The following is a 26,290-nucleotide window of genomic DNA, read 5'->3' on the forward strand; positions in this document are numbered from 1 at the left end:
AAATTGGGGCATCTGATAAGTCATTGATTGAAAGGCCGTGATGGAGACTTCCGCAGAGGACCTACAGTCCTTGCACCCCGGCAAAAAATTCTAAAAAAATCACTCTTGACCAACCAGCGGATTTGGCGGGTGGCCCTCAGTGCGCCGAGAATAGGCCGTAGGTTTGCTTAGGAAGCCCGTACAGCCACGTTGCCGGTATCGAGCATGGCGAGGACTCGGGATACCTGCATCGCGCTCCACGCCCCTCCCTTGGCTGTTGTGATGCCCCGCCCATTCAGCCCAGCGGCAATCTCCCGGAGAGGCGTGGCACCCTCAGAGCGAATGGACCTTGCAGTCGAACAGGCGGACTCAAGGTGCCTGGCCGCAGCTATCCTATCCACCAATGTACGCGAATGGACCGTCTATCTGGGAAAGGTCAGTCAAATGCGGCCCCCCGCTGCTGAGACCCTGGTTGTACCCTGGGAGGACGGAATGGCGCAGGAACGGTCGGGTATGGGACGGGTCAAGGAGGCTCTCCGCCTCCGCCTAGTATTCGGATTGAGCTATAAGGGAATTGGCGTGGCTTGTCGGATGTCGGGCACGACGGTGCGCGCTTACTGCGAGCGAGCTAAAACCGCCGGGATTGGCAGCTTCGCACTCATCGAACCCTTAAGCGAGCGCGATCTGGAGCGGCATCTGTTCAAGCACGGTCGCGTCCCAGCGCGATCCGAGAGATCCAAAGCTCTCCACGAACGTTTTGAACAAATACACTCGAGAATGTTGACCGAGCGGTCATCTTTGATCGACATCTGGAGAGAGGATGCCGCCATAGATGCGTCGTCATACAAATATTCCCGATTTGCTGAACTTTATTCGTCGTGGCGAAGAGAGCGGGAATTAGCTAAGATTTCGCACCGAAAGCAAAACATTGTACCCGTTAAGCCAGAAGACACCGCCGCGCTTAGGCGATGGAGGCGCTCAAACGATCGACGGAAATGGGAAATAGCCGTAGCCCTTCTCGAACTCGCGAATGGTGCCAGCATTTCGCAGATTTGCCGAAAGATTGAGAGATCTCAAAAAACGGTAGAATCCTGGTGCAGACTATATGAAGCAAGCGGCATCTGCGGAATTATTTTACCCAGGAGAAAACGGCGGTCCGAAATAATTCATATGGCTATCGAGGAAAAGAGGAACCGTCTAATAAAATTGATACACGAATCGCCGCGCGCCCAGGGGGTTAACCGAGCTTCGTGGAGTTTGCACGCACTATGTGACGTTTATCAGAGGACATATGGAGAATACATCTCGACTAGTTTAGTTTCAGATTACTTCCGTTCTGCCGGATACAAATTTAAGAAGGCCAGAAAGGTTCCTACGAGCAACGATCCAACCTACCGCGATAAATTAACAAAAATAACTTATACCCTGTCCCATCTTGCCCCAAACGAGAAGTTTTTTTCAGTTGATGAGTTCGGACCGTTTTCAGTCAAAATCCAGGGGGGGCGCGCGCTTGTTCCTGGAGACTATACACGGACGATCCCCCAACGCCAGAAAAGTAAGGGCTCCCTCATATGCACCGCTGCTCTCGAGCTTTCCACGAACCAAGTCACTCACTTCTACTCGTCGAAAAAGAATACTGGCGAAATGACCAGGTTGCTGTGGATGCTGATTGAGCAGTATAAAAACGAAAGCCGTCTTTTTCTTTCCTGGGATTCTGCATCGTGGCACATGTCCAAAAGACTCTATAGCGAGGTTGAGAAAGCTAATAGTGACTGGTTCAGGGCCAGAAACAACACTCCGTTGGTTGAGTTCATGCCGCTTCCGGTTAGCGCTCAGTTTTTGAATGTTATTGAATCTGTTTTCAGCGGGCTGGCGAGAGCCGTTATCCACAATAGTGACTATCAGTCGGTCGACGAATGCAAAGAGGCTATAGACCGTTACTTCTCCGAGCGAAATAGGGCGTTTGCGGACCATCCCAGACGGGCCGGCAACAAAATCTGGGGGGGCGAACGCGTTGAGGCTGTTTTTAAAGAAGAAAATAACTGCAAGGACCCGGGCTGGCGATAGTGCCGGGCGCTCCATTGCCTTCGCAGAGCTTCTAGAACGACTTCTCGACCTGGACTGCTTCACTCTGGAGTTCACTTGCAACCTCGCCAAGCCGGAACAGCTTGATGTCGCTTATCGAGGGTCCCCGCCACGCAAAGAGCGCTCGTGTTGAGGTGAGGCACGCCGTCTCGCGCAGCCTCTTCCTGTCACCGAACGGTGTACGGCTACGATACAGCCGCCTGTTACGCTTCCTGCCTGCCACAAAACGGTTGACTTGGGATTTTTGATACACCATGGTCAAAAGGTCTAGATGGTTCTGATACAGGACTGCTCCTCATGGCCCTCTACGGTTACGCTCGTGTTTCCACCACAGACCAGGACCTAAGCATTCAAGAGGCTGCCCTGAAGGCCGCAGGGTGCGATGTGATCCGAGCCGAGAAGAAGTCAGGCACCACGGTCCAGGGCCGCACAGAGCTCCAGAACCTCCTTGAGTTCGTCCGTAAAGGAGACACCATTGTGGTCACTCGCATTGACCGCCTGGCGCGATCCATCGGGGATCTTCAAGACATCGTGCGGACCCTGAAGGCCAAGGGTGCAACCCTGAAGGCCACGGAGCAGCCCATCGATACGGGAACGGCAGCCGGTAAGGCCTTCCTCGACATGCTGGGGGTGTTCGCTGAGTTCGAGACCAACCTGAGGCGCGAGAGGCAGCTTGAGGGCATCGCCAAGGCCAAGGCTGCTGGTGTGTACGCTGGGAAGGGCCGCCCTGCCTCTGTACCTGCCACCAAGGTCAAGGAGCTTCAGGAGCAAGGCCTAGGCCCGTCAGCCATTGCCAAGGCTCTGGGCATCTCTCGCATGAGCGTACACCGCGTGCTGAATCCCAAGACAGCCTGACGTCGCGTCTACCCATCAACGACCGACAGCACTGAGCAAAGGCCCACCATCATGCTCTGGTTCTTCGCCCTGGCCCTTCTGGCCCTGCTTATGTCCATCAGTGACAAGCTCTGGTCCAACCCGCTGACCATCTTCGGGCTGATTCCCGTTGGCCTCAGCTTCTGGCTGCTGGCTGGTGTCGTCATGAAGGCCCTAAGCCTCCCCTGATCCCAACCGAATGTCGTCCGGTGCCCTGCATCATCCTAAGGACCGCATGGCCTACACCTGGCGTGCCTCCCTCAGCCTGGCTGCCTGCCCTTGCTCGCTCGCCGAGTAGCCGGGGGAGATCTAGCGGGCTGAGAGTTTCGTTAGGGTCCCTTCTGCGTTCATCGTTTTAGAAATGACCACCCGGACCCCCGTTTCAAGTTCCCGCTAAAGCCTCTCGTTGTTGTTAGACATTACCGTGCAGTGTGATCTCCGAGTCCGTCTAAGCAGGCAATGAGCAGACTGGCGCCTAAGCCACTGTGTTGATACGTTTTCGACGACTGTCACTGGCTGGAGATCCAGCAATGCTCAGACACTTCATGTTTTGCGCCATGGCCACAGCCGTAATGGTGACGGTACCGGTTCATGCAGGTCAGTCATCGCCAACCCCTGAAGAGATCAACCGCATCGAGGCCTTGGTCACGAAAGCCGCTGCTCTAATCGAGAGCGAAGGAAAGCAGGCTGCGTTCTCCAAGTTCGCGAACCGCGGGAGCGAATGGTGGTATGGTGATACGTACCTGTTTGCCTATGACATGAACGGCAATGTGCTTCTCAATCCTGCGGTTCCGAAGCGAGTTGGCACCAATCCGCACGAGGAGAAGGATGCGAATGGAAAGGCCTTCCATCAAGCTCTGATTGACATGGGGAAGGCGAACGGGTCTGGCTGGGTCGATTACCTGATTGCTAGGCCTGGAAGGCAGAATGCCTCGCCGAAGTGGAGTTATGTGAAGGCGGTTAGGTTCGACGGTGTGCCAGGAGTGATCGGCGCGGGCTTCTATCTGGATTAGGGCGGGGAGGGACATCCTGAATCTACGACGCCGAGAGCCAATGTCCCTGAAGCCAGCCCCGGACTGTGTTGGGACTTGGGCGCTTGCGGTCCACCTTAGGTCTCTCCTGGTCTCTCCTGTCCGCTGGTGACGCTGAGAGGCCGGGCAGTCTTGCCTGCGGTCATTCGAGGGTCCTCTTCGCGATGGGTCCTCTCCGAGTATCCGATTTTGGGTGAGCCCCCGAGGCCCCACTTTCAGATTTCCGGTAAAGCCTCTCGTTGTTGTTGGGCCTTACCGTGCAGTGTTCTCGCTGGAGCTCCTGCGCCGGAGCCGGGCTTGACTGTAAGCTTGCAGGTGATCGGCATGAAATCTCCCGGAAACCCGGATGCAACACGGGCGTAATGCGCATCATTCAGGACTCTACGCCATTCGGATGAAGAAAAGGGTGGTCCCTTGCGGTAGAAGGCGCATGGGTGTCCCGACGACGGAGGCCTTCGCGATGAGGCTCGATATCGGTCTGGAATTGGACAGCGGCTGGATCGTTGATCCCAAGGATCTGGCACAGCGGCTCGGTGTGAGTACGAGGGCTCTGGAGCGCTCCGTCATCGAAGGGACCGCCAGGGTTCTGCTTGTTCGCGGAAGCTGGGTGAACGCGGATAGCTCGCATGTCACCGTGCATCTGCACGACGGCGGATGGCAGGGCACGTTTGATCAGAGCGGGCATCTCGTGACTGAGCGCGTCTGGTAGCAGCGTCTGCAGTCGTCAGGAGCCTGGAGCCGGCCCTGCCAGCCTCTTACATCGATACATTCTTGGCTGTAGCCTTGAGGCCCGGTCAGGGGCCTACGGACTACGCCGCGATGTTGGGGACGATACAGCCGGTTGCCTCGCGGACCCTGATGGAATTCGGGGTGGGGCATCCAGGACTCGCGCGACCTCGTTGCATCTGGTGGAGTCCCGGCCACATCCCGAGAGCCGCAGAAAGATCATGTACCACCTGACGCTCAAGGGCTTCGCGCTGGCCTGTAGGGTCGGATGATGCTGCAAGGTCGATAGCCGGGATGAGGCTCCTGGGCCGCATAGGGATAGGCCGAATCGCTGAGACCCCTGCGAGCCTCCCCGAGACCACCGGAAACCCAGGATTCAACCTGAGCCTCTTGGCGAAACCGCGGGCACTTTAGAAGCCTGACACCCCTGAGGGGACGTCCAGAAGGCAGCATTGAGCAGCGAGCTGCCGGAACCGGCTTCCGTCCCTCGACGTTTGTGCCGATACGCCCGAGCCGGACCACCTCTTGGACAGAGTGCCTATGAGCGCGCCTGTAAAGCCATTCCTTGGCCTAGTAGCTGCCTTTGCGGGGGGAGTTGCTGTAACCGTAGCCGTTGTTGGCCACCAAGACAGGGCGCCGGCATCAGCCCCAGCATCGAAGCCTACAAAAGCAGCCTCGCTTGAAGCCTCGCCGCGTGCTTCTAACGGTACTCCTGCGGCAGACGCCCGGCCCTCGTCCGGGACAGACAGGTGGGTTGATCCCATCAAGCAAAGCACTCCAGCACCAACCGCTCACTCATCTCTCCCGCCGCTTGTGTTCCACCTGGATGAGAAGGCCGAGCACGCGAAGGGCGGTGCATCACGGGATAGCGAGCAGGACGAAGCAGGGCAGACAATGAGTTCGATTGTCTCTCAGGTTCTTCCACCGCGCCGACCAGCAAGACCGGAACTTGAGGTGAAGCCGGCAGTGGCCACTCGTCCCATCGTTGCTGTTAGTACGGCAGTCCATACTCCTGCGCCAAAGCCCTCTGAGGATCTATCAGCCCGAAAGATACAGGCTCACCGGCTCACGGCGGAGCCAGCCCGTAAATCTGCGACTGCCCGTGTTGCCTCAAACGATAGCCTCAAAGAGAGTGGTCGCACAGTTGCCAACAAGCGGGCTGGCCATACTCCAACACCAAAGCCTTCGGACGATCTAGCAGCCAACAAGCTGCAATCTCACCGGCTTACGGCGAAGCTGAGCCACAAATCTGAACCAGTGCGCGTTGCCGCAAGAGATGACCTTGAGGGCGACGACAGCCCCACGGTCGAGCGGCAGGTTCACCATGTCTATGCTCCGGTTCGTAACTACGGCTATACGGTAGAACAGCCTCATGCACGTCGCTATGTCGAACTTTCTGATCCTTACGAGAGCGATGTAGAGGACGAGCCGAGACAGTACCAGAGGGAAACGACCTCCAGTCGGCCCAGCGGTGTCATGCGGTGGCTCACGGAACGTTGAAGCTCGCCAACCTACACAAGGCGGTGACCGCTATGGCGGATTTCAAGACACTGTTGATTGGCGCAGTTGCCATCATGTCAGCTTCGCCTGCATACGCCGTTAGCCCTCAGGAGATGAAGGACCTGACGGCCTTGTTTGCTGGCCGCTATCTACACATTTGGTCATCAAGCAATGTAAGCCCTGTCACCGGCGTACCCTATATGTACGGGCGAACCGTTCTGTTCTATGGCAAGCCGTACACGCATTCCGACTTACAGGCAGAAAAGCGACGTGCTATCTCACGGTGGCCTGTCAGAAATTACGTCCATCGCCCTGGTACTATGCGGGTAATCTGCAACGCTGCCGATAAAAAATGCGCAGCACACTCTATTATTGATTTCACCGTTTCTAATCCCGGCCGGGGGATTCACAAGAGTGGATCAGCAAAGTTCCACTTAGACGTCAGTTTTGCAGGCCAGCATCCGGTCATAGTCTATGAAGGCGGCAGCTTGAACAAGCGGCGGTCTTATGAGCGCACAGAAGGCAACGGCTACTAGTTCCCATACGCACCAACTAAGGAAGCCTCATAATCACGGCCTCAAGCCTTAGATGTGTGTACCGCATCAGCGTTCCGGTGTCCCGGTCCCCACCAATAAGCGCCACTTCTGGAATGCTCAGGCCTATCTCGAAAAACCTGCTGACCGCCTCATGCCTCAGGTCGTGGTGCCGGAAGTTTGGCGGGGTCGCACGGCCACGGAGGAGCGCCGGGCCGCCCTGAGCATTCTTGGCGAGACCGCGAGCACCATCAGATCCTGACACCCTTGAGGGGGTACACAGCGGACCCACTCTGGTGATACAAAGCTGAACCTCCCGGAGACCGCCGGTCAAATGCCTCAGGTCAAAAAACCTCAAAATTCTAGCGGTTTACACGGCGTTGGCTCACGGCGAAAACAGGGGTTCGAGTCCCCTTGGGAGCGCCACCGGCGCATTTTTGTCTGTAAGAACAAGCACTAAAAACGCGGGTCGCGAGAGCGAGAGCACTCCCTCGATCACACGCCCGGCCCCCGCCAGTTCATCTGGAACTCGAAACAGTTCTCGGGCTTGGAGAGCCCGACCCAGAGCAAGGGCTGGCGGTAGGGGCCGGTCTTGCCCGGGTTGCACAGACATAGCCAATCCCGAACGCCCCGTTGCGGTCCCGGCACCATTGCAGGATCTCAGGGTGGATCTCCGTCCCCCCAGTCGTTGTAGATCCGCGGCCACAGCGAGGGTTCGAGGTGCAGGAACGGGCGGTACCGGGCGACGAGCGCCCGCCGGTAGCTCGGCATCCACGGTTGCATGTCCGGGCGCTCCAAGTCGTCCAGCACGGGTCGCCCGAGGCTGACCGCGGCGACCTTCTTCTTCAAGCTTTCCATCAGACGGTCGAAGGCCGCCCGGCGCTCGGACTCGGGGACCGGCTCTGGCGGCACCGGGACCATCGTGGGGTTGGCCGCCGCGAGCTTTCGGACGCTGGCCCGGCAGGCTCGGGCGCCGAGAGGTTGTCTTCCGACGCTCTTGGGCCCTGCACGATGCCAACTTCCGAGCCCTATGCGCCGAGGTGATCGCGCGTATGGCAGCCGAGCGCGGGTCAGATTTCATCCGGACGCGGCTGGGAGCTTGGATGGATCGCACTGAAGCCACGCGCGAGCTGCGGGAGCGTTTGCCTGTTTGACGAAAGCAGGACCGCGCGTTGGAGCCTGAGCCCAATCAGCTTGACCGTGAGGTAGCTGCTCTCGATCCTCCTCAGGCCTTCGGGAGGTCCGCTTGCCGGCAGCTTGGTTGGCCCTGAAGAACCGAAGCGTGCCGGAAGTGGCCGGTCCGCTTCCGCGCCCAGGCTCCGGATAAGCGGACGTCGCGTGCGGCCTTAGTAAATGCCTCAGAGCGGCGCCAAGCGGACTTGAAGCCTATTCGGACGTTGATCGGAGCTTGATGCGAGTTGGTGTGGACGAGGGGCCGCCGCGAGTACCACTCCAAATTTCATTAATGACACGTGCGGCGCAATCAACCAATTACATAATTGTATCTTGCCACATTTAATTTCGAGATCGGCAACATTCAAAGAGTAATTGTTACATATGTGGGTTCCGAGAATGCAGTCGTTTCGGTCAACTCATCAGCCCCGAGCCCGTCGGATTCAGAGGCGGCAAGGCGGGCCGGTGCGTAAAGCAAGCTGTCGCTCGGTTTTGAGGGGACCAGAATGATCAGGGAAGAAACGCCGATCTGGATCAAACGTCGGATTCAACGACGCATGGCGAAGGGCAAGGACATCGAAGCCGCCATCCGCGTTCTTGTGATGAAGAGTCGTACGCACCACGCGGACGAATCCCATCCAACATCACTCGACAACGTCATACCGTTTCCGGGAGTGACGTACTCGCGCATGACGGAGGCGAGAACTGCATAGGTGCAATAAACTAGGCGGCTCAAGTGAGGTGGATGCCTGAGCTGCCTGGCCGAATACTGCAAGTAGCGGCGCATATAGTGGACAAAGCTGCTCACCGAGCGGTTAAGCGCCGTGTCCCGGAGGGTCAAGCAGCGACCCGGGGCCCAGTCAGCACGGTCCAGTAGGCTAGGCCGAAGCCAAGGAAAGCGGCGGTCCATAGGATACCGGCCGCCGGCATGAGTAACCCGAACCAAGCCGGGTGGGCAGAGGCGCAAATGCGCAGCAAGACGGACAGCACCACACAGGTATAGACGACTTGGACGGGTGCCGATGCGATGAGGGGACGGCCCGTATGCCCGAGGCTCGCCCGCGACATCACGGCCAGCGTCATGACGCCGAGCGCGCCTCCGGTCCAGGCGTGTATGCCGGCTCCCGGCGCGATGTAGCCGAATGCGGCGAGCCCGGCCAACGTGAAGCCGAGGGGCACGAACGCGTAGGCGACGTGCAGGATCAGGACGAGGCGGTCGTGCACGGTGCGGTCCCCGGCCCAGCGTGCCAGGCGCGCGACTTGAAGTGCGCCCGCCAGCATCAGCAAAGTCCCGGTTCCGGTGCATGCCGGCGCGGCCGTCCAGGCTATCAGCGCCGCGATCGAAAATCCGATCGCGGCAGTGTCGAACGCCCCAGCCGGCGCTGGCATGCGCCCCGCTTTCTCGCGGGCGAGCCAGTTCCGGGTGAAGCTCGGGACGATGCGTCCACCGATCAGCATGACGAGGACCAGGGACGCGGCGATACCGACCCGGATGCCGTATTCCGCGAGGCCGCGGAGATGCGCCTCCACGTGGAAGAGCGCATTGCCGGCTAGCAGAAGGCCGAGCAGCGCGAGGACCTTCAGGTTCCGCCAGTTGCGTCCGGCCACGACCTCGCGCGTCACTGCGGCGCACAGGAGCAGGAGGAAGGCCAAGTCTGCGAGCGCGGCCGGAAGCCACCCGGTCCAGGCCGAGGTCCAGACGGCGGCCCGCCCCGCAGCCCAAGCCAGGACCAACGCCAGCAGGGGCCTGCCCTGCAGCGGCAGCCGGCCAGTCCAGTTCGGGACCGCCGTCAACAGGAAGCCGGCCACCGCCGCCGCGATATAGCCGTAGAGCATCTCATGAACATGCCAGTCGCGCGGGGCGAAGGCCGTCGGCAGTGCGAATTCACCGCCGAACACAGCCATCCAGACCGGGACGGCCAAGCCGGCGTACAAGGTGCCCAGTAGGAAGAAGGGGCGGAAGCCATAGGAGAGGATCGGCGGGCCACCATAGTGACGCAGCCGCTGGACCGAGGCCATGGTGGTGCCTTCGCCGACGCAAGCCAGCCGCGACCGTGGCGGCCAGAAGCCTGCTAGCAGCTGTCTCGACGGCCGGTTTTGACCCAGATCAAGGTGCCCGTTGGCGCTGATCACGCCAATGGGCGCATCAAGGCTCGAGGAGGGTCAAGGCGGTGTTTTCCTGGCTAAGAGCCCGCGCGACGCAGCACGCGCTCGACGACGAGGAGCGGGGACCGGGCACGTTGCTCGACCCGGAGATCATGGACTGCCTGCTGGCCGTGCTTGATCCGGAGATCGGCGTCAGCGCGGTCCATCTCGGCCTCGTCTACCGGGCCGTCCGAACGGCGGAGCGCATCGACGTGGACCTCACGCTCACGACGCGCGCCTGCCCGCTCGGCGAGATGCTGGTCGAGGATGTCCGAGACTGCCTCAGGCGCCGCTTCAACGACTGCCCGACCATCCTGGTCCGCCTCGTCTGGAGCCCGGTTTGGACCCCGGAGCGGATCACCGAAAGCGGTTGGTCTCAACTCGGCGGCCGAAAGGTGGCAGCCGAGACCCGGCACGCCTGACCGGCTGACACCCCCGCCACGACGTCGGCCCGCGCCATGATCGCCATCCCTCGATTGGCCCTCCTCGCCTGCGCCGGCTCCGCTCTGGCCGCCGGACTCGGCGCCGGTCTCGCGCGCCTCGGCTGGGATATGCCCCAGGGCGCCTCGCTCGCGGCCCTTCACGGCCCATTGCTCATTTCCGGCGTCTTCGGCACCCTGATCTCGCTGGAGCGGGCGGTTGCGCTCGCCAGGCCATGGGCCTTCCTTGGGCCTCTCGCCTCCGCGTCCGGGGCGGTCGCGCTGCTCGCAGGCCTACCGCCTCAGGCCCCCGGCTGGAGCTTCGTCCTCGCGGCCACCACGCTCTGCGCCGCTTCCGCTCGGACCGTCCAATTACAACCGGCGCCCTTCACCGTCTCGCTGGCGGTCGGGGCGCTGGCCTGGTTGTTCGGCAGCATCCTCTGGGCACTGGGCGCGCCGGTCCCTGACCTGGTCGGATGGTGGCTTGCCTTCCTGGTCCTGACCGTTGCGGGGGAACGACTCGAACTCAGCCGCCTGATGCGGCCGCGGCGCGGTGGCCTCCCGCTTTACACCGCGGCCTGCGGCCTGATCCTCGCCGGCGCCGCGGCCCGCTTGACCCAACCGACAGGCACGGCGCTGATGGGCTGCGGCCTCTTGGTGCTCACGGGCTGGCTCGTCCGACACGACATAGCGGCACGCACTATCCGTTGCGTCGGACAGGCGCGCTTCATGGCCGCCTGCATGCTCGCGGGCTACGCCTGGCTCGGCCTCGCCGGCGTGGCGTTCCTCGCGTTTCCTCCGCTTGAGACCGCCTTCGGGTACGACCTTGTGCTTCACGCGATCCTGATCGGTTTCGTGCTATCGATGGTGTTCGGGCACGCCCCCACCATTCTCCCGGCGGTCGCGCGGATCCCAATGCGCTACGGGCCCGTCCTGTACGGACCCTTGATCCTGCTCCACGCTTCGGTCGCGCTCCGGGTGTGTTCGGACCTCGCCAGCTGGTACCCTGGCCGGCGCTGGAGCGGGATGATGACGGCCGCGGCGCTGCTGGCGTATCCCATGTGCGGCGCCGCGTCGAAGCTGCCGGGCCTACGCCGGCGGCCGCCGGCGCGGCAGGGGGCGTCATGAGCGAGTTCGGCCTGGCCCTAGCGGTCTTCCTCGCCGCGCACTCGGTTCCCGCCGCCCCGAGGCTTCGCTCCCGACTGATCGGGCGCTTCGGGCGTCACGCGTATCTTGCGGCCTACTCAGCCGTGTCGCTTGCCCTGCTCGCCTGGCTAGCCGCGGCCACGCACCGCGCCGACACCGTTCCGCTTTGGCAGCCAGCCCGCTGGCAGTGGTACGTCCCGCTTGCCGTGATGCCGTTCGCCCTGTTCCTCATCGTCGCCGGCCTCCTCGACCCAAATCCCCTCTCCATCACGCTGCGCATGGGCGACAAGCCGGGTCCGATCGCCGCCATCACCCGGCACCCGGTGCTCTGGGGCTTTCTGCTCTGGGCCGCTTCCCACGTTCCACCGAACGGCGACCTCATCTCGGTCGTCCTTTTCGGGACGATGGCAGCGTTCTCGCTCGTGGGCGTCGCTCTCCTTGACGCGAAGGCGCGGCGCAGGCTCGGCCCGAAGCGGTGGCGGGCGATCAGCCGGACGACCTCGGTAGTTCCCTTCGTCGCGCTGCTCGCGGGGCGCGCGACCTTCGCGCCATCCCGCCGATCTCTCCTCGCGACGGCCTTGGCGCTCTCCCTTTACGCTTGGTTCCTGGCGCAGGGCCACGCGCTCCTGATCGGACCGGACCCGCTAGCGGGACTTCGCGCGCTCGACTGACCTTTGACGGGACGCAGCGACCAGCCGCCGGGCATCCGCAGCGTCGACATCCGGCGCGTCGCCCTCTCGATCCGGATCCCACGCTTCGTTGAGCCGTGGGCTCAACCGGACCATAGCGGTCGACTTTGTCTCAGGGGCGGCCAGCCTCGGATCCGGACAGGGCTGCAGGGAATTCCGCGTCGGATACGCACTAACATAGCGCCATTCGGCTTCGCTCTCGCGCTTGGCGATCCTCGGGCATCCATGTTGACGAGCAACCGCCTGGAAGTTGACGCATCCGTCCGTTACCTTGGCTTGAGGCAGACGCGATGCCGCACGGGGCGGATGTCGACCCTACGGTCAGCATGACCAAGCTTGAACACCCATCCAGTCCACACGGGGGCGCTGACGGTCCGCTCAGCACCGCGGAGCTTCGACAGACTCTCGATGAGGCGGGCATCTGCACCTGGGTGCTGGACCTCCCGACCGGCCACGTCACAGTCTCTTCGACCGGCGCGCGGTTGTTCGGTGTCCCGGTCGAACGCCTGACCACCTTCGCCGACACCCAGGCGCTCGTGCATCCGGACGACCGCCAGACCAGAGCGGAAGCCATCCGGCGCGCGCTGGAATGCGGGGGGAGCTACGAGGTCGACTACCGCGTCCTGCGCCCGGACGGAGAGATCCATTGGCTGCGCTCGCGCGGCAGCGTGCAGGTCGGCCCGGACGGCCGGCCCTGTCGCCACCGGGGCGTGGTCATCAGCATCCACGCGCAGAGGCAAGCCGACGAGGAACTGCGCGCGCGCGAGGCGCACCTGCGCTCGATCCTGGAGACCGTGCCGGACGCCATGGTCGTCATCGACGAGCAGGCCCTGATCAAGTCCTTCAGCGCGGCCGCCGTACGCCAGTTCGGCTACGCGGAAGCGGAAGTCGCGGGCCGCAACGTCAGTCTGCTGATGCCCGAGCCGTACCGGACCCGGCACGACTCCTATATGGCCCGCTATCTCGCCACAGGCGAGCGGCGCATCATCGGCATCGGCCGCGTTGTCGTAGGCCAGCGCAAGGACGGCTCGACCTTCCCGATGGAGCTCTCGGTCGGCGAGATGCGCTCCGGGGGCGAGCGCTACTTCACCGGCTTCATTCGCGACCTGACCGAGCGCAACCAGACCGAGACGCGTCTGCAGGAGCTCCAGTCCGAGCTCGTCCACATGTCCCGCTTCACTGCGCTCGGCGAGATGGCCTCGACGCTCGCCCATGAAATCAACCAGCCGCTCACCGCCATCGCCAGCTACCTGAAGGGCTGCCGCCGGCTCCTCGGCCGCATGGAGGGTCCCGAGGTGGCCATGCTCTCGGACGCCGTGAACGAGGCGGCCGATCAGGCGTTGCGGGCCGGGCAGGTCATCCGGCATCTGCGCGAGTTCGTGACCCGCGGCGAGGGCGAGCGGCACATCGAGGGCCTACCCAAGCTGGTCGAGGAGGCGAGCGCGCTCGCGCTGGTAGGAGCCAGGGAGAAGGGCGTGCACGTCACCTTCGCGCTCGACCCGGCCGCACCCTTGGTGCTCGCCGACCGGATCCAGGTCCAGCAGGTTCTGCTGAACCTCATCCGCAACGCCATCGAGGCCATGCAGGACGTGCCGCGGCGCGAGCTGGTCATCGCGACCCGAGCGCTTCCCGCGGAGGGCCTCGTCGAGGTGCATGTGTCGGATACCGGGACCGGCCTCGCGCCCGAAGTGGCCGCACAGCTCTTCCAACCTTTCGTGACGACGAAGCCGCACGGGATGGGCGTCGGCCTCTCGATCTGCCGGACGATCGTCGAGGCGCATGGTGGTAGGATCTCGGCGATGGCCGGCCCAGGAGGCGGAACGACCTTCCGGTTCACACTGCGGGCGGTCGACCGGAAGGAGCTGGACCATGTCGGTTGAGGCGGTCGTGCACGTCGTGGATGATGACGCCGCGGTGCGTCGGTCGCTCGCCTTCCTGCTCGCCACGGACGGGCTGGCCGTCCGCGTGCACGAATCGGCCGTCGCCTTCCTGGAGAGTGTCGCCGAAGTCTCGGGCTGCGTCCTGACTGACGTGCGCATGCCCGATCTCGACGGAATCGAGTTGCTGCGGCGGCTCAAGCGCCGGGGCAGCCCGCCGCCCGTGATCGTGATGACAGGGCACGCGGACGTGCCCCTGGCCGTCGAGGCCATGAAGGAAGGCGCCCGCGATTTCATCGAGAAGCCGTTCGACGACGAGGTGCTGCTCTCCAGCGTCCGCTCTGCCCTGGCGCAGGCCGAGCGCGGCGCCAGCCATGCGGCCGAGAAGGAAGCGATGCGGACGCGCATGGCCGCGCTTTCCGAGCGCGAGCGTCAGGTGCTGAACGGTCTGGTCGCGGGCAAGGCCAACAAGGTCATTGGCCTCGACCTCGGCATCAGCCCGCGCACGGTCGAGATCTACCGCGCCAACGTCATGTCGAAGCTTCAGGCGAGCAGCCTGTCCGAGCTCGTCCGCATGGCCCTCATCGCCGATCGCGGGACCGGCGGGTGATCCCGCGGGCTCCGACGTCGTTCGCTTGCGCCAAGTCAAGGCGCTCTCGCCGCACGCGGCCCAAAGTGGGACCGTTCCTCGTTCCGGATGTGCCATGTCAGTCCCCTCCGGCCCGGTCCTCGTCGTCGACGATGACGAGGCCGTCCGCCGCTCGCTCAAATTCGCGCTGGAGCTCGAAGGTCTCGACGTCCGCCTCTACACGGATGCCGCGCACCTCCTTGGGGAAACGAGCCTGCCGGGGACGGGGTGCCTTGTCGTGGACCAGCACATGCCGGGCATGGACGGGATCGAGCTCGTCGGGCAGTTGCGCGGGCGGGAGGTCGGCCTGCCCGCCATCCTGGTCACGGCACGGCCCTCGGAGGACCTGCAGCAGAGAGCTCGCCGGGCAGGCTTCCTAAGGGTGGTGGAGAAGCCCTTCGAGGACGGGTCGCTCCTCGCGGGGATCCAGGACGCCCTCGCGGCGTCTACACCTTAGCGATACGTAGAATCCCTTAGCGGTGTGCCGGAATTTCTCGGTGGGCAAGGGTGGCGTAGCCATGCTCCACGTCACACACGACGAGGGTCCCATGCAACTCGCGCTCGCCACCGCCGGTCTCGCTCCCGTGCTGAACCCCGGCCTTGTGCCGGCAGCCCTGTCCCGGCCGGAGCCGCGCACGGCGTCGCGCCGGACCTTCGAGGCCGACGCGGAGATCTACGCCGAGGGAGACCGCGCCGCGCACTTCTACCGGGTCGTCTCCGGTGCCGTCCGGACCTACCGGCTCCTGAGCGACGGCCGCCGCCAGATCGACGGCTTTCACTTCCCGGGTGACATCTTCGGCATCGAGGCCGGCGACGAGCATCGCCTCGGCGCCGAGGCGGTGACTGAAGCCATCGTGGCAGTCCATCGCCGGAGCGACCGCGACGCGCTCGCGCAGGACGCAGGCGCCCTGGCGCGCGACGTCGTTGCCTCCATGATGCGCGCTCTGGAGCGAGCCCAGGACCACATGATGCTCCTGGGCCGGAAGTCGGCGAAGGAGCGGGTCGCGAGTTTCCTGCTCGGGCTTGCGGAGCGCTCGGAAGCCAGGGGCGTGCTGGAACTCCCGATGTCGCGAACCGACATCGCCGACCACCTGGGCCTGACCGTGGAAAGCGTCTCGCGCGCGCTTACCCAACTGGAGCGGTCCGGCATCATCGAGTTGCCGGTCCACAGGCGCACCATCGTACTGCGGGACAAGGCGACGCTCCGCCGCCTCGACGCCTGAATCCGCGCGCCGGCCGATACCGCCGTGATCGTCTGTTCCTGCAACGTCCTGTCCGCGGACGAGATCCGCTCCTGCGCGGCGGGCAAGGCCGGCTGCCCTTGCACCCCCGCCGCCGTCTATCGGCAACTCGGATGCCGCGCTCGCTGCGGCCGGTGCGTACGGACCATCCGGTTGGTCCTGTCCGAGGCTGGCGGCGCCCGGAGCGGCTGTGCGGCGCCCCCGCGCTCAGGATTGGCCGCCTCGGCGCCCGAGTACTGGCTGACGCAAGGATCTTTGGCCCGGATCGCCGCCAAACCCGTCGATGACCTCGATCAAGTTATGTCTTCACGGAGCGGCTAGGGTCGTCTCGTCGGATCGAGATCCCGACACGATCGAGGCGGTTTCGCCGAGGTCTATTCTCACTCGGCTTGGCCCCGCGGCCATCGGGCACGCGGGGCCGCCTGATCTGATCGGGATTTGAACCGGGTCAATTCGAGGCTACTGAGTGGTGGCAGCCCTGGGCCGCCATGGGCAGCCGTAAGGCCAGAACCGGGACGGTGCCGGGCGCGGATGGGAGGTCACCCAAGGACGAGCGCGGCCTCACACAATTGTAGGTATTTTGCCAAAGACCGGACACGGTTTGCGCCTCCAGCGAGTGGCAGATTTCCTGTCGTAGGCACTCATTGCGCAACTCTGCTCGGAGATTGCCGCCTCCCTGCGGGCGACCGCGATTACTCTTCCCTTGTGCCGTCTGCACCTCGATCTGGCGCAGCATCAGCACCGCCTGATCCGCGCTCGGCCTCTGTCCTCGCTTCATCTCCAGCTCCTCTGGTCCGGCCTGATCCTCTCCATCAGCGGTTCATAACCAGCCGGTCAGGTCGCAGCGCCTCAGCCCGACAATAGTGCCCAGGCAGTACCAGGAGCCGCTCGGACATAGGTCCGCTCAGAAGGGCGAATCCGAGCTCGTCATAAATCGCCTTTGCTGAGGCAGGCATCACCGCCGGCAGGACTCCAAGCATCGCCCCGCATCTTCGTGAATGGAATACCGAGGCTCGCTGCTCTAGATACGGTCAAGCCTAACCGTAAGGATCACCGAGGGTGCGCCGAGGTCTCGTACTGCTCGCCCTCTCGGCCCTGCTTCCGCTGGTGTTGCTCTCTGGCGGTCTGTCGTTCCTGCTCCTGCGCCAGGAGCAGACCGCGATGCGCTCCGAGGCGGTGCATCAAGTCGATCAGATGCTCGGCAGCGTGGACCGCGAGCTCTTCACTCAGCTCGAGCTCCTCAAGGTTCTGGCCCAGTCGCCCATGCTCGACAGCGAGCAGCCGAACCTAGCTGCCTTCCACGACTTGGCCGAGCGCTTCCAAAGCCAGCTCCCGCTCTGGCACCGCATAATCCTGGCCGACACACAAAGCCACATGCTGGTGCGGACAGGTTATCCCTTCGGGACTCCGCTCCCTCACCTCGTCGATGAGCAGAGCTACAGGCGGGTGCTGGACACCGGCAAGCCCACCATCGGCGATGTCGCCGGACCCGGACCGTCGGGCAAGGGCCCGCCGCGGGCGAGTTTCCGCGTGCCTGTCATGCGCGATGGAAAGATCCGCTTCGTGCTGACAGGTGTCGTCTCCATCGAGCGCTTGACTAGACTGCTCGCGACATCCGGCCTTGACCCTGCTTGGCGGCCCTACCTCGTCGACGGCTCGGCCCGGATCGCCGCGAGCCTGCGCACCCCGGCTTCGGTCGGTATGCAAGCGATGCTGCCGACTATCCGGGCCCGCGAGAACGGATCCGCAGGTGTCTACGACGGCGTCTCGCCTGACGGGCAGCCGCTGGTGACGGCCTTCCGAAAGTCCGACAGGACCGGTTGGTCTGTCCACGTCGCCATCCCGCTGACTGCCTATAACCGGCCGCTGACAGACGCCGCCTGGATCCTGGCCGTTGCCGGCGTGGCGACAGTCCTGCTGACCGCGACCCTCGTCCTCCTGCTGCGGCGCGAGCTCCACGCGCAGCGGCGGGAGTCGCTCGCCCGGGAGAGAACCGTGCGCATGGAAGCGCTCGGGCGCATGACGGGCGGGGTGGCGCACGACTTCAACAACCTGCTGATGGTCATCCTGGGCAACCTCGAGATGCTGAGCCGTCGCAGCCACGAGCCACGTCTGGAACGCTACGTGGCGGCCATCCGGAAGGCGGCGGAACGTGGCACCCACCTCACCCGCGAGTTGCTCGCCTTCTCGCGAGGCCAGGGCAACCAGTCCGAGGTGGTGGATCTCAACGAGCGGCTGGTCAGCACGCTCACCATGATCCGACAGTTCGTCAGCGGGCACATTCACGTTCAAACCGAGCTCGTCCCCGGCCGCCACGCCGTTCGGCTCGACCCGCTTCAGTTCGACCTTGCCCTGCTGAACATCGCCGCGAACGCCCGTGATGCCATGCCGGATGGCGGCAGCCTGCGGATCACGACCCGCAGGGCTCCACTCCCCGACCGATCCGGGCGTGAGGGTATCGCGCTCACGATCAGCGACACTGGCAGCGGCATCCCGGCCGAGGCTCTGCCGCACGTGTTCGAGCCGTTCTTCACGACCAAGGAGGTCGGCAAGGGGACGGGGCTTGGCCTGAGCCAAGTTTACGGTTTTGCCAAAGCGGCCAGCGGCGCGGCCGACATCGAGAGCCGTGCCGGCCAGGGCACCACCGTCACCCTGTACCTGCCTCTGGCACACGAGGAGGTGCCAGAGGCAGCCAGGAAGCCTGCGGGCGCGGACACGGCTGCGGATGGGGCTGCTCCGGCCCGCGTCGTGCTGGTGGACGACAACGACGAGGTGCGCACCGTGACGGCAGCCTTCCTGGAAGATGCCGGCTTCCGGGTGGAGCAGGCCAATAATGCGCAAGCCGGGCTTGATCTGATTGAGCGCCGCGGCGGTGCCGATATCCTGGTCAGCGACCTCATCATGCCGGGTGGCATGGATGGGCTGGCCTTCGCCAACGAGGCGCGCAGGCGCTGGCCGGACATGCCGGTAATCCTGGTGTCGGGCTACAGCGCGTCGGCGGCGCGGGCGACCGAGCTTGGCTACCCTCTCTATATGAAGCCGTTCGACATGGCCGAGCTCGCCCGGGGCATCCAGGCTCACCTCGGCCGCAGCGAGGGACAAACGGCAGCGGTACCCAACTGACGGTCACACGTACGACTCGGCTCTCTCCGGATCGCTGAGTGCCACGCCTGCTCGCCGAAGGATGCTACACTGAACGGCTCTTGAGCTCTGCCGCCGGACACACGCAGCATGAGCACCGCGCTCTGAGCCGCCCGGCCGGGTCCCAGCTTCAGGGCAGGCGCTTCGTAAAACTTAACGCGCGGACAGGACGGAACGGAATGGGTGGAACATCAAACTACCCGACAGTCCGCGTCACTGCCGAAGTGGCGAAATCGCTCTGGTGATCGGTCCAGTCGATGTCTTCCGGTCCGCCAGAGAGGAAGGGAGTGCTGCAGCGATCGCCAAGGCCGCCGGAAGTCGCATCACGTCGTGCACGGCTCCCAGGCGTTCCTGCTCGCTGACCGCGAGCGTTCGATGGAGCAGGCTCTCAGTTGTCAGTAATCCGTGTTTTCAGACTGAATCTGATGGGATAATTTGTGAGCAGCAAATTTTCTAAGATCGAGATCGTCGACAATGCGGAGGTCAACTAGGCCGGACTCGGGAAAGGTCCGCGCGAACAAATACCAGATCGGTGCCGGCGCCCCGGCATACGAGCGCTCGACCGCATCGACGCCGCTCCATAGACGTCGGAGACTGCTGGATGTCAGGGTGCAAGCCGGATACCGGCAAGCCGGCTCGCGGGCGTAGAAGGCTGACTGGTCCTGCCAGATGCGCCAGCCACGATATTCCTGTTGCCACCGGCTCACGGCATCTGAGCTCCGCTTCGCAGTCTGGCCAGGCGACGACGATCGCCTCAGAGCGGGATGTTGTCGTGCTTCTTCCAGGGCTGCTCCATCGTCTTGGTCCGGAGCATGCCCAGCGCCCGGGCGATCCGGCGCCGGGTGGAGTGCGGCATGATCACCTCGTCGATGTAGCCCCGCTCGGCCGCCACGAAGGGCGACAGGAAGCGGTCCTCGTACTCGCCCGTGCGGGCCGCGATCTTCTCAGGGTCGCTCTCGCATGCCTCATCGCTCGCATTTTGAGGAGTTGGTTCGAGCCGATAAGTTCGCGCCTCACGTTGCGATCACGGCCGATCAGACGGGCGGCTATGGGAACGCATCAAAGGATCGTGTCGAGTTCGCGTGAGACCCCGTGGAGATAGCGCTCAATCTTCAGTCGTATCAAAATGTCCTGACACTCAACAAGCATCCGGGGCCGAAAGCCTCGTGCGTGCATGTGCCGGAGAAGTTGCTCAGCAAGGATACAAATTTGACGAGGGTTACCAGCACAAGTGTGAACCTCGGCATCACCGACGAGGAAACGCACTGTCAACCTGAGGCGCTTCGGTCCACCAAGCTCGTCATAAGGTAAGGCCACATCGGCCTCCTAAGCGCTTCAGCGAGCCGGCCTCGCCCGCGTCCCGGACCGTGCGCAGCCGGGCGGCGACTAAGGCCCTGTTGCGCAGTGAGCCATCATTTCCCCATATCCCGGCATGTTCTCAGCAGGCCCATTTTCAGGGATTTCTGGGGATGCCCATCAATGAATTCCATCATTATAATTTGCCGATCTCAAGTCCATGAACGAATATTCTATTCCGGAAAGCGTTCATGTGCCGATACGTTCTTCAAGAGAACGTGATCGACGACCCGTATTCGTCTGATTATCCTATCTAATGTCACCCCGGACAGCAAATTCAAATATTGCGGCGAATCGTTCGCTTCTGTAAATGCAAGGCATGACGATCCTGAACTATCATCATCTGCGCCTGTTCCACTGCATCGCGCACGAGGGTGGCCTCACCCGCGCCGCCGAGGCCCTGAACCTCTCGCAGTCCGCCCTTTCCGTTCAGTTGCAGAAGCTCGAGCAGCAGCTCGGACACGACCTGTTCGAGCGCCGCGGCAAGAAGCTGATCCTGACCGAGGCCGGCCGGATCGCCCTCGACTATGCCGATACGGTTTTCGAGACAGGGAGCGAGCTGATCAAGGTCCTGCAGGGACGGCCCCGCACGGCCCAGCACGTGCTGCGCGTCGGCGCTCTGACGACGCTGTCGCGCAACTTCCAGCTCGAGTTCCTCCGACCCATGATCGGGCGGCCCGATGTCGAGCTCGTGCTCCGCTCGGGCACGATGCACGAGCTTCTGACACAGATCGAGATGCACAGCCTCGATGTCGTCCTCGCGACCACGGCGGTTCGGCGGGATGCGGCCACGGACCTGCACAGCTATCTCATCGCCGAGCAGCCGGTCAGCTTGGTGGGACGGCCGAGGCCGGACGGGGAGGCGCTCCGCTTTCCGGACGCGCTCCGCACCGTTCCCGTCATGCTTCCCAGCCTCGACAGCGAGATCCGGGTGGCGCTCGACCGCGTGCTGTCCCTGGCGGGCATCCATCCAATCATCCAGGCCGAGGTCGACGACATGGCCATGCTCCGGCTGCTGGCGCGTGAGGGCGAGGGCGTCGCGGTCGTGCCCCCCATCGTCGTGCAGGATGAGCTGCACGCTGGCCTGCTGATCGAGCACTGCCGCATTCCGGACGTGACGGAGCGCTTCTACGCGATCCTCCAGACCAGACGCTTCCCCAACCCGCTCCTCCGCGAGTTGGTCACCGTGAATGGACGGCTGCCTGCGGCGTCCGACGCTGGGTGAGGTGGCGCCGATCCGGAACCGGCTCGGCGACGCCCGCAGCGTGCCTCATACGGCGGCTCTCAGTGGTGAGCCCGACGCGACAGTCGGTGTCCCGCCCGAGCCAGTCCATTGCAGGTCACCGGAGTAGCGCCACGCCATACGGCCATCCTGGTCGAGCGCGAACAGGTGCAGCCAGCGATTGTCGAACAGGGCGCGCACTTCCGCGTGTCGGTCCAGAATATCCGTGATCGCCTCGCGCGGCGCCTCGATGCACACCGACAGCCGAAGGGGGTCGTGGGCGTACCGCTCGCCATCGTGCACGGATTGTTGGGCGAGCCCGCCGCGCAGTGGGCCGCTGTTCCCCTCCAAGACTCCGATGCCACCCGTGACGTTGTGCAAAAGCTTGTTGCCGCAGCCGAACATCTCGGGCGCGACGGTCGAGCCGTAGTACTGGAGGCTGATCCAGCTCGCCACAACCACGGGCGCGGTGAGGATCAGCTCAAGCGCGCCGAAGCCGGTGTCCTGCCGCCAATCGTACTCGTGCAGGAAGGCGCGGCCGCCGAGCGGCCTGCCCGCCGTGCGGTGGCGCGGTGCGGCGATGAACGCGCTGCAGCCGGCCAGCCCCCATTCAGGGCGCGTCTCAGCCCAGTCGCGGCTCCGCCGCGCGACAGAACTGCCGCCCGCGGTGCGCGGCAGGCGCAGGGCACGTTCCCCGCGCGCGATGGTGCTTGCCGCTGCAAGCCAGGTCCTCACACGCTCCAGGTCCTGCAGCTCGACCGTGCGCGGGAGATCGTCCGCGTAGAGCGTGACCTCGTCCGTTGTCGTGTCGTGGAGTGCTGCAACGAAGACTGTATCCGGTGGCACCTCCAGGCCGCGGTCTTGGAGCACGATCCGCACCTCCGCGTCGTTGAGAAGCCGCGCTAGCAGCCGGGCGTTCACCTCGCCCGAATATCCCCCGCACGCCCCGCAATGCAGCGCGCTCGCGTGAGGATTGTTGACGACGTTCGCCCCGTGTCCGACGAGCAGCACGATGCGGGCGAAATCCGTTGTCAGCGACATCGCGCGCAGAACGCTCGACGCGATCCCGACCCTGGAGGTCAGGTCGAGCGCGGGATCGAGACGCGGCACGGGCTCGCCCGGAATCGGCGTTCGAGTCAGGCCCAGCGAATCCTTCATGAGCTTGCCGAGATAGAGGAGCCCGGCTGCTTCGACGAAGGCGAAGGAGGACACCGCCGCTTGCCGGAAACGGCCCCAGGCGCGGCGCGAACGCGCGGCGACCCGGGCAGACTGATCCGCGCTCGCGACGTCGGGACCGCCGGCGCAGGTATGCAGGCTCGGGTTCAGGAGAACCGGCAGCCGCCGCTCCTCGATGTCAGACGCGAACCGGCGGTGCGCGGTCGGCAAGCCGAAAAAGCCTGCGAAGCCCAGCGTGCGGATACTGGGATCCAGGCCCTCCAGGGCACGTCGGAAGACCTCCGACCGCACGTCGATGCAGAACGCCGCCTGCAGGGACGGTCGTCCGCTCACGGCTGCCGGTGGGGCATCGGCGAGTGTCGCGGCGAGCGCGCGTTGCGCGGCGCGCTCCGCGGCGTCCTGGAGAATGCTATCGATGACTTGGTCTCGCGTCGGCCGAGCGGGTGTCGCATGCTCGGCCGCGGCGGACGCCCAGGCGCCGCCGATCCGCTCCTCATAGCGGACGAACAGCGCCTCCTCCCAGATCAACCGGATGGCCAGTAGGTCTCTCAGCGTCCCGTCAGATCCGCCGTCGAGCTCCGATTGCCACAATCGGTAGCGGGCGTACTGGGCCCACCCGCCGAGAGACAGCAGCATCTGGTAGAAGTAACTCTCGAGCGCGTCCGGGCTGAGACCAAGCCGAGCCGTTGCGCGGGCTAGCGCGGGCAGCGTTCCATCGGGCACGTCCGAGACGTGGCGCGCGAACCCGCTCAAACCGACGATCTCCGGCGTCAGGTCGTGGACGGCCCAGGACCGCCAGAGCGCGAGGGCGCTCCCGCCGGACGGTGCCGCCCAGAGAGCTTGCCCCTCATCGAAGTAGCCGGCCGCCCAGGCGGTGAACCGGTCGGCGATCAGGCCCGGCCAATCGACGCCGGAGGCATCTGCGCAGAGGGAGGCCACTGTCGGAACAGCTCTGATCGGGTGTGCGTCTGACCAGCACGCCGCTTTGAGCATGGCGAGGTCGGCGGGTCGCAGTGCGGCGGGTGCGTCCGCCAGAGCCGCCGAGAGGTCTTCGTCCTTGATGGACCCGGACGCGATCCTGTCGCGATACCAGCCCCGCGGCATCGTCACCGCTGTGCCACTCGCCCGGGCCAGCTGCGCCCCGGCGACCCAGAGCGGCCCGTCGGTGTGCCCCAGGAAGGGATTGACCGCGACGCTGGAGGACAGCGGCCAAAGAGGGGGGATTTGCCGGCCCGCGGCGTCCGCCGCGGCCTTCACACGCTCGTGAGACGTTGGAAGAGAATGGACGATCTCAATCATCGTAAGATCTCCGGACCGGTCAGGAAGCGTTGCGCGCGGACCAGCCGCCGATCAGCCGGTCAAAGGCCGCGTTGGCGTAGAGGCCGTTGGCGAGGTGGACCCGCAACCCGCTTGCGGCAGGGTGATAGGCCCAGAGCGGGAACATCGCCTGCAGGACTGCAACGAGGCCGAAGCTGAGGAGGGCCAGCATGATCAAGGCCCATTCCAGCGGCCCCGGCGCGGGTGTGGCCGGCAGCACGCCTGCCGTGAGACGGATCGCGATCGCTTGCAGGGCAAAATAGCCGATCGAGGTTGCGACCGCGTAGGCAGCGGTGCGCCGGGTCAGCGCTCGGGGTGCCGTGTCGGCGAAGCCCTGTGCCAGCATGTAGGCGACGCCGAAAATCAGGATGGCGCCGAGAGCGAGAGCCTGGGGCGACTCGTGTGGCAGCCCGAAACCGAAGCCGACCAACACGAAGATGACGAGCGCGGAGAGAAATGCGCGCGCGACGGCCCCCGCGCCGGCTATGGCGACCGGCCCCGGGCGGCGAATCGCTGTGACCGCCTCGACGGCGCCGCCCGAGGCAAGGAACGCGTGGGCCTTGTAGAGCGAGTGCGCCACGATGTGCAGCAGCGCGAGCGGGAACAGGGCCAGCCCACACTCGAAGGTCATGAAGCCCATCTGAGCCACCGTCGACCACGCCAGCGAGGTTTTCACGGAGGACTGGGTGAGCATCACCATGCTACCGAACACGGCCGTGAAACCGCCGATGCCGACGAGAACCGCGAGCACGCCAGGGGCGAGGAGAAGGACGTCCGCGAACCGGATCAGCAGGAACCCACCCGCGTTGATCACGCCTGCGTGGAGCAGTGCGGAGACCGGGGTCGGGGTTTCCATGACCTCGGTGAGCCAGCCATGCGTCGGGAACTGCGCGGACTTGAGCAGCGCGGAGACCGCGAGCAGACCGGCTGCCGTGACGGCGAGGCTTCCGCCTTCGCCGGACCGGGCAGCACCCAAAATCTGACTGATATCACTCGTGCCGTAAGCCATGCTCAGCAGCACGGCGGCGGTGACCAAAGTGATGTCACCGAGCCGCGCGATAATGAACTTCTTGCGCGCGGCGCGCCGTGCGCCGGGACGCTCGCGGTAGAAGACCAGCAACCGATGGAGGAACAGGCTGGTCGCGATCCACGAGGCGACGAGCTGGACGAGGTTTCCGGCTGTGACGAGGAGCAGCACTGAGGCGAGTGTCAGGCAAAGCCAGCCGGTGAAGGCACCCTGCCGATCCTCGCCGTCGAGGTAGGTCGACGCGTAGCGCAGCACGATCCAGCCAATGAACGTGACGAGGACGAGCATGGTGATGCTGACCGCGTCCACGCGTGTGGAGAGACCTGCACCGAAAAGCCCGACCAGGGATCCAGTGCCGGATCCGGACGCCGCTAACGTGGCGGCGCAGACGACAGCGATCGCGAGCGCGGCGAGGGCCGATATCTCGGCGAGCGAGAGTACGGCTCGGGGGCGGTGCCCTGGTTTTGAGAAACAGGCGACCGCGCCTGCGAGCAGCGCTGCAGGCGCGAGCAGCGGCAGATCGAAGACAAGCACGAGGTCCTCCTCGGAAGCTGCTGTGGCTGCGAAGACTCGTACTCAGGCCGATTAATTTAGGAAAATATATTGTTTGTTACAAAACGTTCTATGAAATGTATGATGTGCTTGGCCGAACGGGATCGGACCGTGCAGGGCTCAGGACCAGCCGGCTCCTGCGCGCGGCGTGCTGATCGCGGACGGTGGAGACGAATGCGCCGTCATGGATTGCACATACGACAGGAGATGACCGGTGCCCGGCTCAACCCGTCGCTGCGTGGTTGTACTTCCTGATGAGCACAGGCGGTGCATCCGAACACCTCGACAGCGACCATGTCCGTTGCTTCGCCACACGCCTTGCAGATCAGACCACTTCGCGCCCCCGTTTGGCCAGCTAGGCGCGGCGCACTTCGGACAAGGGCTCGCCAAGCGGCGCGCCAGGCGTTCAGCAAGCACGCCCAAACTTTGCATGCGGGTCGGGTTCAGATGAGCC

At 64.2% G+C, this 26,290-nt stretch carries 22 protein-coding genes and 2 pseudogenes; 15 read left to right on the forward strand and 9 right to left on the reverse strand.

Translation table 11 applies throughout. The annotated features are described in order from the left end of the window. The first annotated feature begins 471 nt into the window (after positions 1 to 471). From ACYCO6_RS03915 to ACYCO6_RS03940, 6 genes are all read left to right on the forward strand, one after another. Positions 472 to 2,046: an IS630 family transposase gene (locus ACYCO6_RS03915; protein ID WP_459769476.1), complete on the forward strand. Its 1,575-nt coding sequence runs from the start codon at positions 472 to 474 to the stop codon at positions 2,044 to 2,046. A gap of 315 nt (positions 2,047 to 2,361) precedes the next feature. Next, entirely contained in the window at positions 2,362 to 2,919 is a 558-nt protein-coding gene (locus ACYCO6_RS03920; protein WP_459769478.1) for a recombinase family protein, read from the forward strand. A 51-nt stretch (positions 2,920 to 2,970) separates the two neighbouring features. Then, positions 2,971 to 3,126, forward strand: a complete 156-nt coding sequence (locus tag ACYCO6_RS03925) for a hypothetical protein (RefSeq protein WP_459769480.1) — start codon at positions 2,971 to 2,973, stop codon at positions 3,124 to 3,126. A gap of 341 nt (positions 3,127 to 3,467) precedes the next feature. Then, the gene (locus ACYCO6_RS03930) at positions 3,468 to 3,950 is read left to right on the forward strand and encodes a cache domain-containing protein (RefSeq protein ID WP_459769482.1); all 483 of its coding nucleotides are present in this window, start codon (positions 3,468 to 3,470) and stop codon (positions 3,948 to 3,950) included. Between the two features lie 478 nt (positions 3,951 to 4,428). Beyond that, positions 4,429 to 4,677: a hypothetical protein gene (locus tag ACYCO6_RS03935; RefSeq protein WP_459769484.1), complete on the forward strand. Its 249-nt coding sequence runs from the start codon at positions 4,429 to 4,431 to the stop codon at positions 4,675 to 4,677. A 1,549-nt stretch (positions 4,678 to 6,226) separates the two neighbouring features. Continuing rightward, positions 6,227 to 6,730 carry a hypothetical protein gene (locus tag ACYCO6_RS03940; protein WP_459769486.1) on the forward strand — a complete coding sequence of 168 codons (504 nt, stop codon included), beginning with the start codon at positions 6,227 to 6,229 and terminating at the stop codon, positions 6,728 to 6,730. Positions 6,731 to 7,222: 492 nt separating this feature from the next. Here the strand turns inward: ACYCO6_RS03940 and ACYCO6_RS03945 are convergent, their stop codons facing one another. The 3 genes from ACYCO6_RS03945 to ACYCO6_RS03955 all read right to left on the reverse strand — a co-directional run bounded on the left by ACYCO6_RS03945 (position 7,223) and on the right by ACYCO6_RS03955 (position 9,919). Next, complete coding sequence (locus ACYCO6_RS03945) at positions 7,223 to 7,378, reverse strand: hypothetical protein (RefSeq protein ID WP_459769488.1); 156 nt, start codon at positions 7,376 to 7,378, stop codon at positions 7,223 to 7,225. A gap of 9 nt (positions 7,379 to 7,387) precedes the next feature. After that, positions 7,388 to 7,639 carry a hypothetical protein gene (locus tag ACYCO6_RS03950; RefSeq protein WP_459769490.1) on the reverse strand — a complete coding sequence of 84 codons (252 nt, stop codon included), beginning with the start codon at positions 7,637 to 7,639 and terminating at the stop codon, positions 7,388 to 7,390. A 1,098-nt stretch (positions 7,640 to 8,737) separates the two neighbouring features. Continuing rightward, positions 8,738 to 9,919 carry an NnrS family protein gene (locus ACYCO6_RS03955; protein WP_459769492.1) on the reverse strand — a complete coding sequence of 394 codons (1,182 nt, stop codon included), beginning with the start codon at positions 9,917 to 9,919 and terminating at the stop codon, positions 8,738 to 8,740. A gap of 152 nt (positions 9,920 to 10,071) precedes the next feature. Between ACYCO6_RS03955 and ACYCO6_RS03960 the strand changes: the two genes are divergently transcribed. The 7 genes from ACYCO6_RS03960 (at position 10,072) to ACYCO6_RS03990 (ending at position 16,027) form a co-directional block, all read left to right on the forward strand. Then, positions 10,072 to 10,467 (forward strand): metal-sulfur cluster assembly factor, encoded by a 396-nt coding sequence (locus ACYCO6_RS03960; RefSeq protein WP_459769494.1) that lies wholly within the window; start codon positions 10,072 to 10,074, stop codon positions 10,465 to 10,467. A 36-nt stretch (positions 10,468 to 10,503) separates the two neighbouring features. Next, positions 10,504 to 11,592: a hypothetical protein gene (locus tag ACYCO6_RS03965; protein ID WP_459769496.1), complete on the forward strand. Its 1,089-nt coding sequence runs from the start codon at positions 10,504 to 10,506 to the stop codon at positions 11,590 to 11,592. After that, the gene (locus ACYCO6_RS03970; RefSeq protein ID WP_459769498.1) at positions 11,589 to 12,281 is read left to right on the forward strand and encodes an NnrU family protein; all 693 of its coding nucleotides are present in this window, start codon (positions 11,589 to 11,591) and stop codon (positions 12,279 to 12,281) included. The genes ACYCO6_RS03965 and ACYCO6_RS03970 overlap by 4 nt, the downstream gene beginning before the upstream one ends. Before the next feature lie 344 nt (positions 12,282 to 12,625). Continuing rightward, positions 12,626 to 14,179, forward strand: a complete 1,554-nt coding sequence (locus ACYCO6_RS03975; RefSeq protein WP_459769499.1) for a PAS domain S-box protein — start codon at positions 12,626 to 12,628, stop codon at positions 14,177 to 14,179. Further along, on the forward strand, positions 14,169 to 14,786 hold the full coding sequence (gene fixJ, locus ACYCO6_RS03980; RefSeq protein WP_459769501.1) for a response regulator FixJ: 618 nt from the start codon (positions 14,169 to 14,171) through the stop codon (positions 14,784 to 14,786). Before ACYCO6_RS03975 ends, fixJ begins: the two co-directional genes overlap by 11 nt. Before the next feature lie 94 nt (positions 14,787 to 14,880). Then, positions 14,881 to 15,261, forward strand: coding sequence for a response regulator transcription factor (locus tag ACYCO6_RS03985; RefSeq protein ID WP_459769503.1), 381 nt, complete (start codon positions 14,881 to 14,883; stop codon positions 15,259 to 15,261). A 61-nt stretch (positions 15,262 to 15,322) separates the two neighbouring features. Beyond that, positions 15,323 to 16,027: a helix-turn-helix domain-containing protein gene (locus ACYCO6_RS03990; RefSeq protein WP_459769505.1), complete on the forward strand. Its 705-nt coding sequence runs from the start codon at positions 15,323 to 15,325 to the stop codon at positions 16,025 to 16,027. Positions 16,028 to 16,696: 669 nt separating this feature from the next. On the opposite strand, the pseudogene ACYCO6_RS03995 reads toward ACYCO6_RS03990, so the two are convergent. Then, positions 16,697 to 16,823 (reverse strand): annotated as a pseudogene (locus ACYCO6_RS03995) (IS3 family transposase); the annotation flags it as partial. Positions 16,824 to 17,104: 281 nt separating this feature from the next. Between ACYCO6_RS03995 and ACYCO6_RS04000 the strand changes: the two are divergent. Continuing rightward, entirely contained in the window at positions 17,105 to 19,168 is a 2,064-nt protein-coding gene (locus tag ACYCO6_RS04000; protein WP_459769507.1) for an ATP-binding protein, read from the forward strand. A 413-nt stretch (positions 19,169 to 19,581) separates the two neighbouring features. Here ACYCO6_RS04000 and ACYCO6_RS04005 read toward each other — a convergent pair whose 3' ends face one another. Together ACYCO6_RS04005 and ACYCO6_RS04010 are read right to left on the reverse strand one after the other, a co-directional pair. After that, positions 19,582 to 19,893, reverse strand: a complete 312-nt coding sequence (locus tag ACYCO6_RS04005) for a hypothetical protein (protein WP_459769509.1) — start codon at positions 19,891 to 19,893, stop codon at positions 19,582 to 19,584. 47 nt (positions 19,894 to 19,940) lie between these two features. Continuing rightward, positions 19,941 to 20,138: pseudogene (locus tag ACYCO6_RS04010) on the reverse strand (carboxyl transferase domain-containing protein); the annotation flags it as partial. Positions 20,139 to 20,861: 723 nt separating this feature from the next. Here ACYCO6_RS04010 and ACYCO6_RS04015 point away from each other — a divergent pair. Beyond that, positions 20,862 to 21,767 carry a LysR family transcriptional regulator gene (locus ACYCO6_RS04015; RefSeq protein ID WP_459769511.1) on the forward strand — a complete coding sequence of 302 codons (906 nt, stop codon included), beginning with the start codon at positions 20,862 to 20,864 and terminating at the stop codon, positions 21,765 to 21,767. 45 nt (positions 21,768 to 21,812) lie between these two features. On the opposite strand, the gene ACYCO6_RS04020 is transcribed toward ACYCO6_RS04015, so the two are convergent. The 3 genes from ACYCO6_RS04020 to ACYCO6_RS04030 form a co-directional block, all read right to left on the reverse strand. Beyond that, positions 21,813 to 24,239, reverse strand: a complete 2,427-nt coding sequence (locus tag ACYCO6_RS04020) for a YbcC family protein (RefSeq protein ID WP_459769513.1) — start codon at positions 24,237 to 24,239, stop codon at positions 21,813 to 21,815. Between the two features lie 19 nt (positions 24,240 to 24,258). Further along, a complete protein-coding gene (locus ACYCO6_RS04025; protein WP_459769515.1) occupies positions 24,259 to 25,818 on the reverse strand; it encodes an NADH-quinone oxidoreductase subunit L in 1,560 nt (519 codons plus the stop codon). A gap of 138 nt (positions 25,819 to 25,956) precedes the next feature. After that, a complete protein-coding gene (locus ACYCO6_RS04030; protein WP_459769517.1) occupies positions 25,957 to 26,268 on the reverse strand; it encodes a hypothetical protein in 312 nt (103 codons plus the stop codon). Positions 26,269 to 26,290: the final 22 nt, after the last annotated feature.

This window comes from Methylobacterium sp. CM6257 (assembly GCF_054611515.1).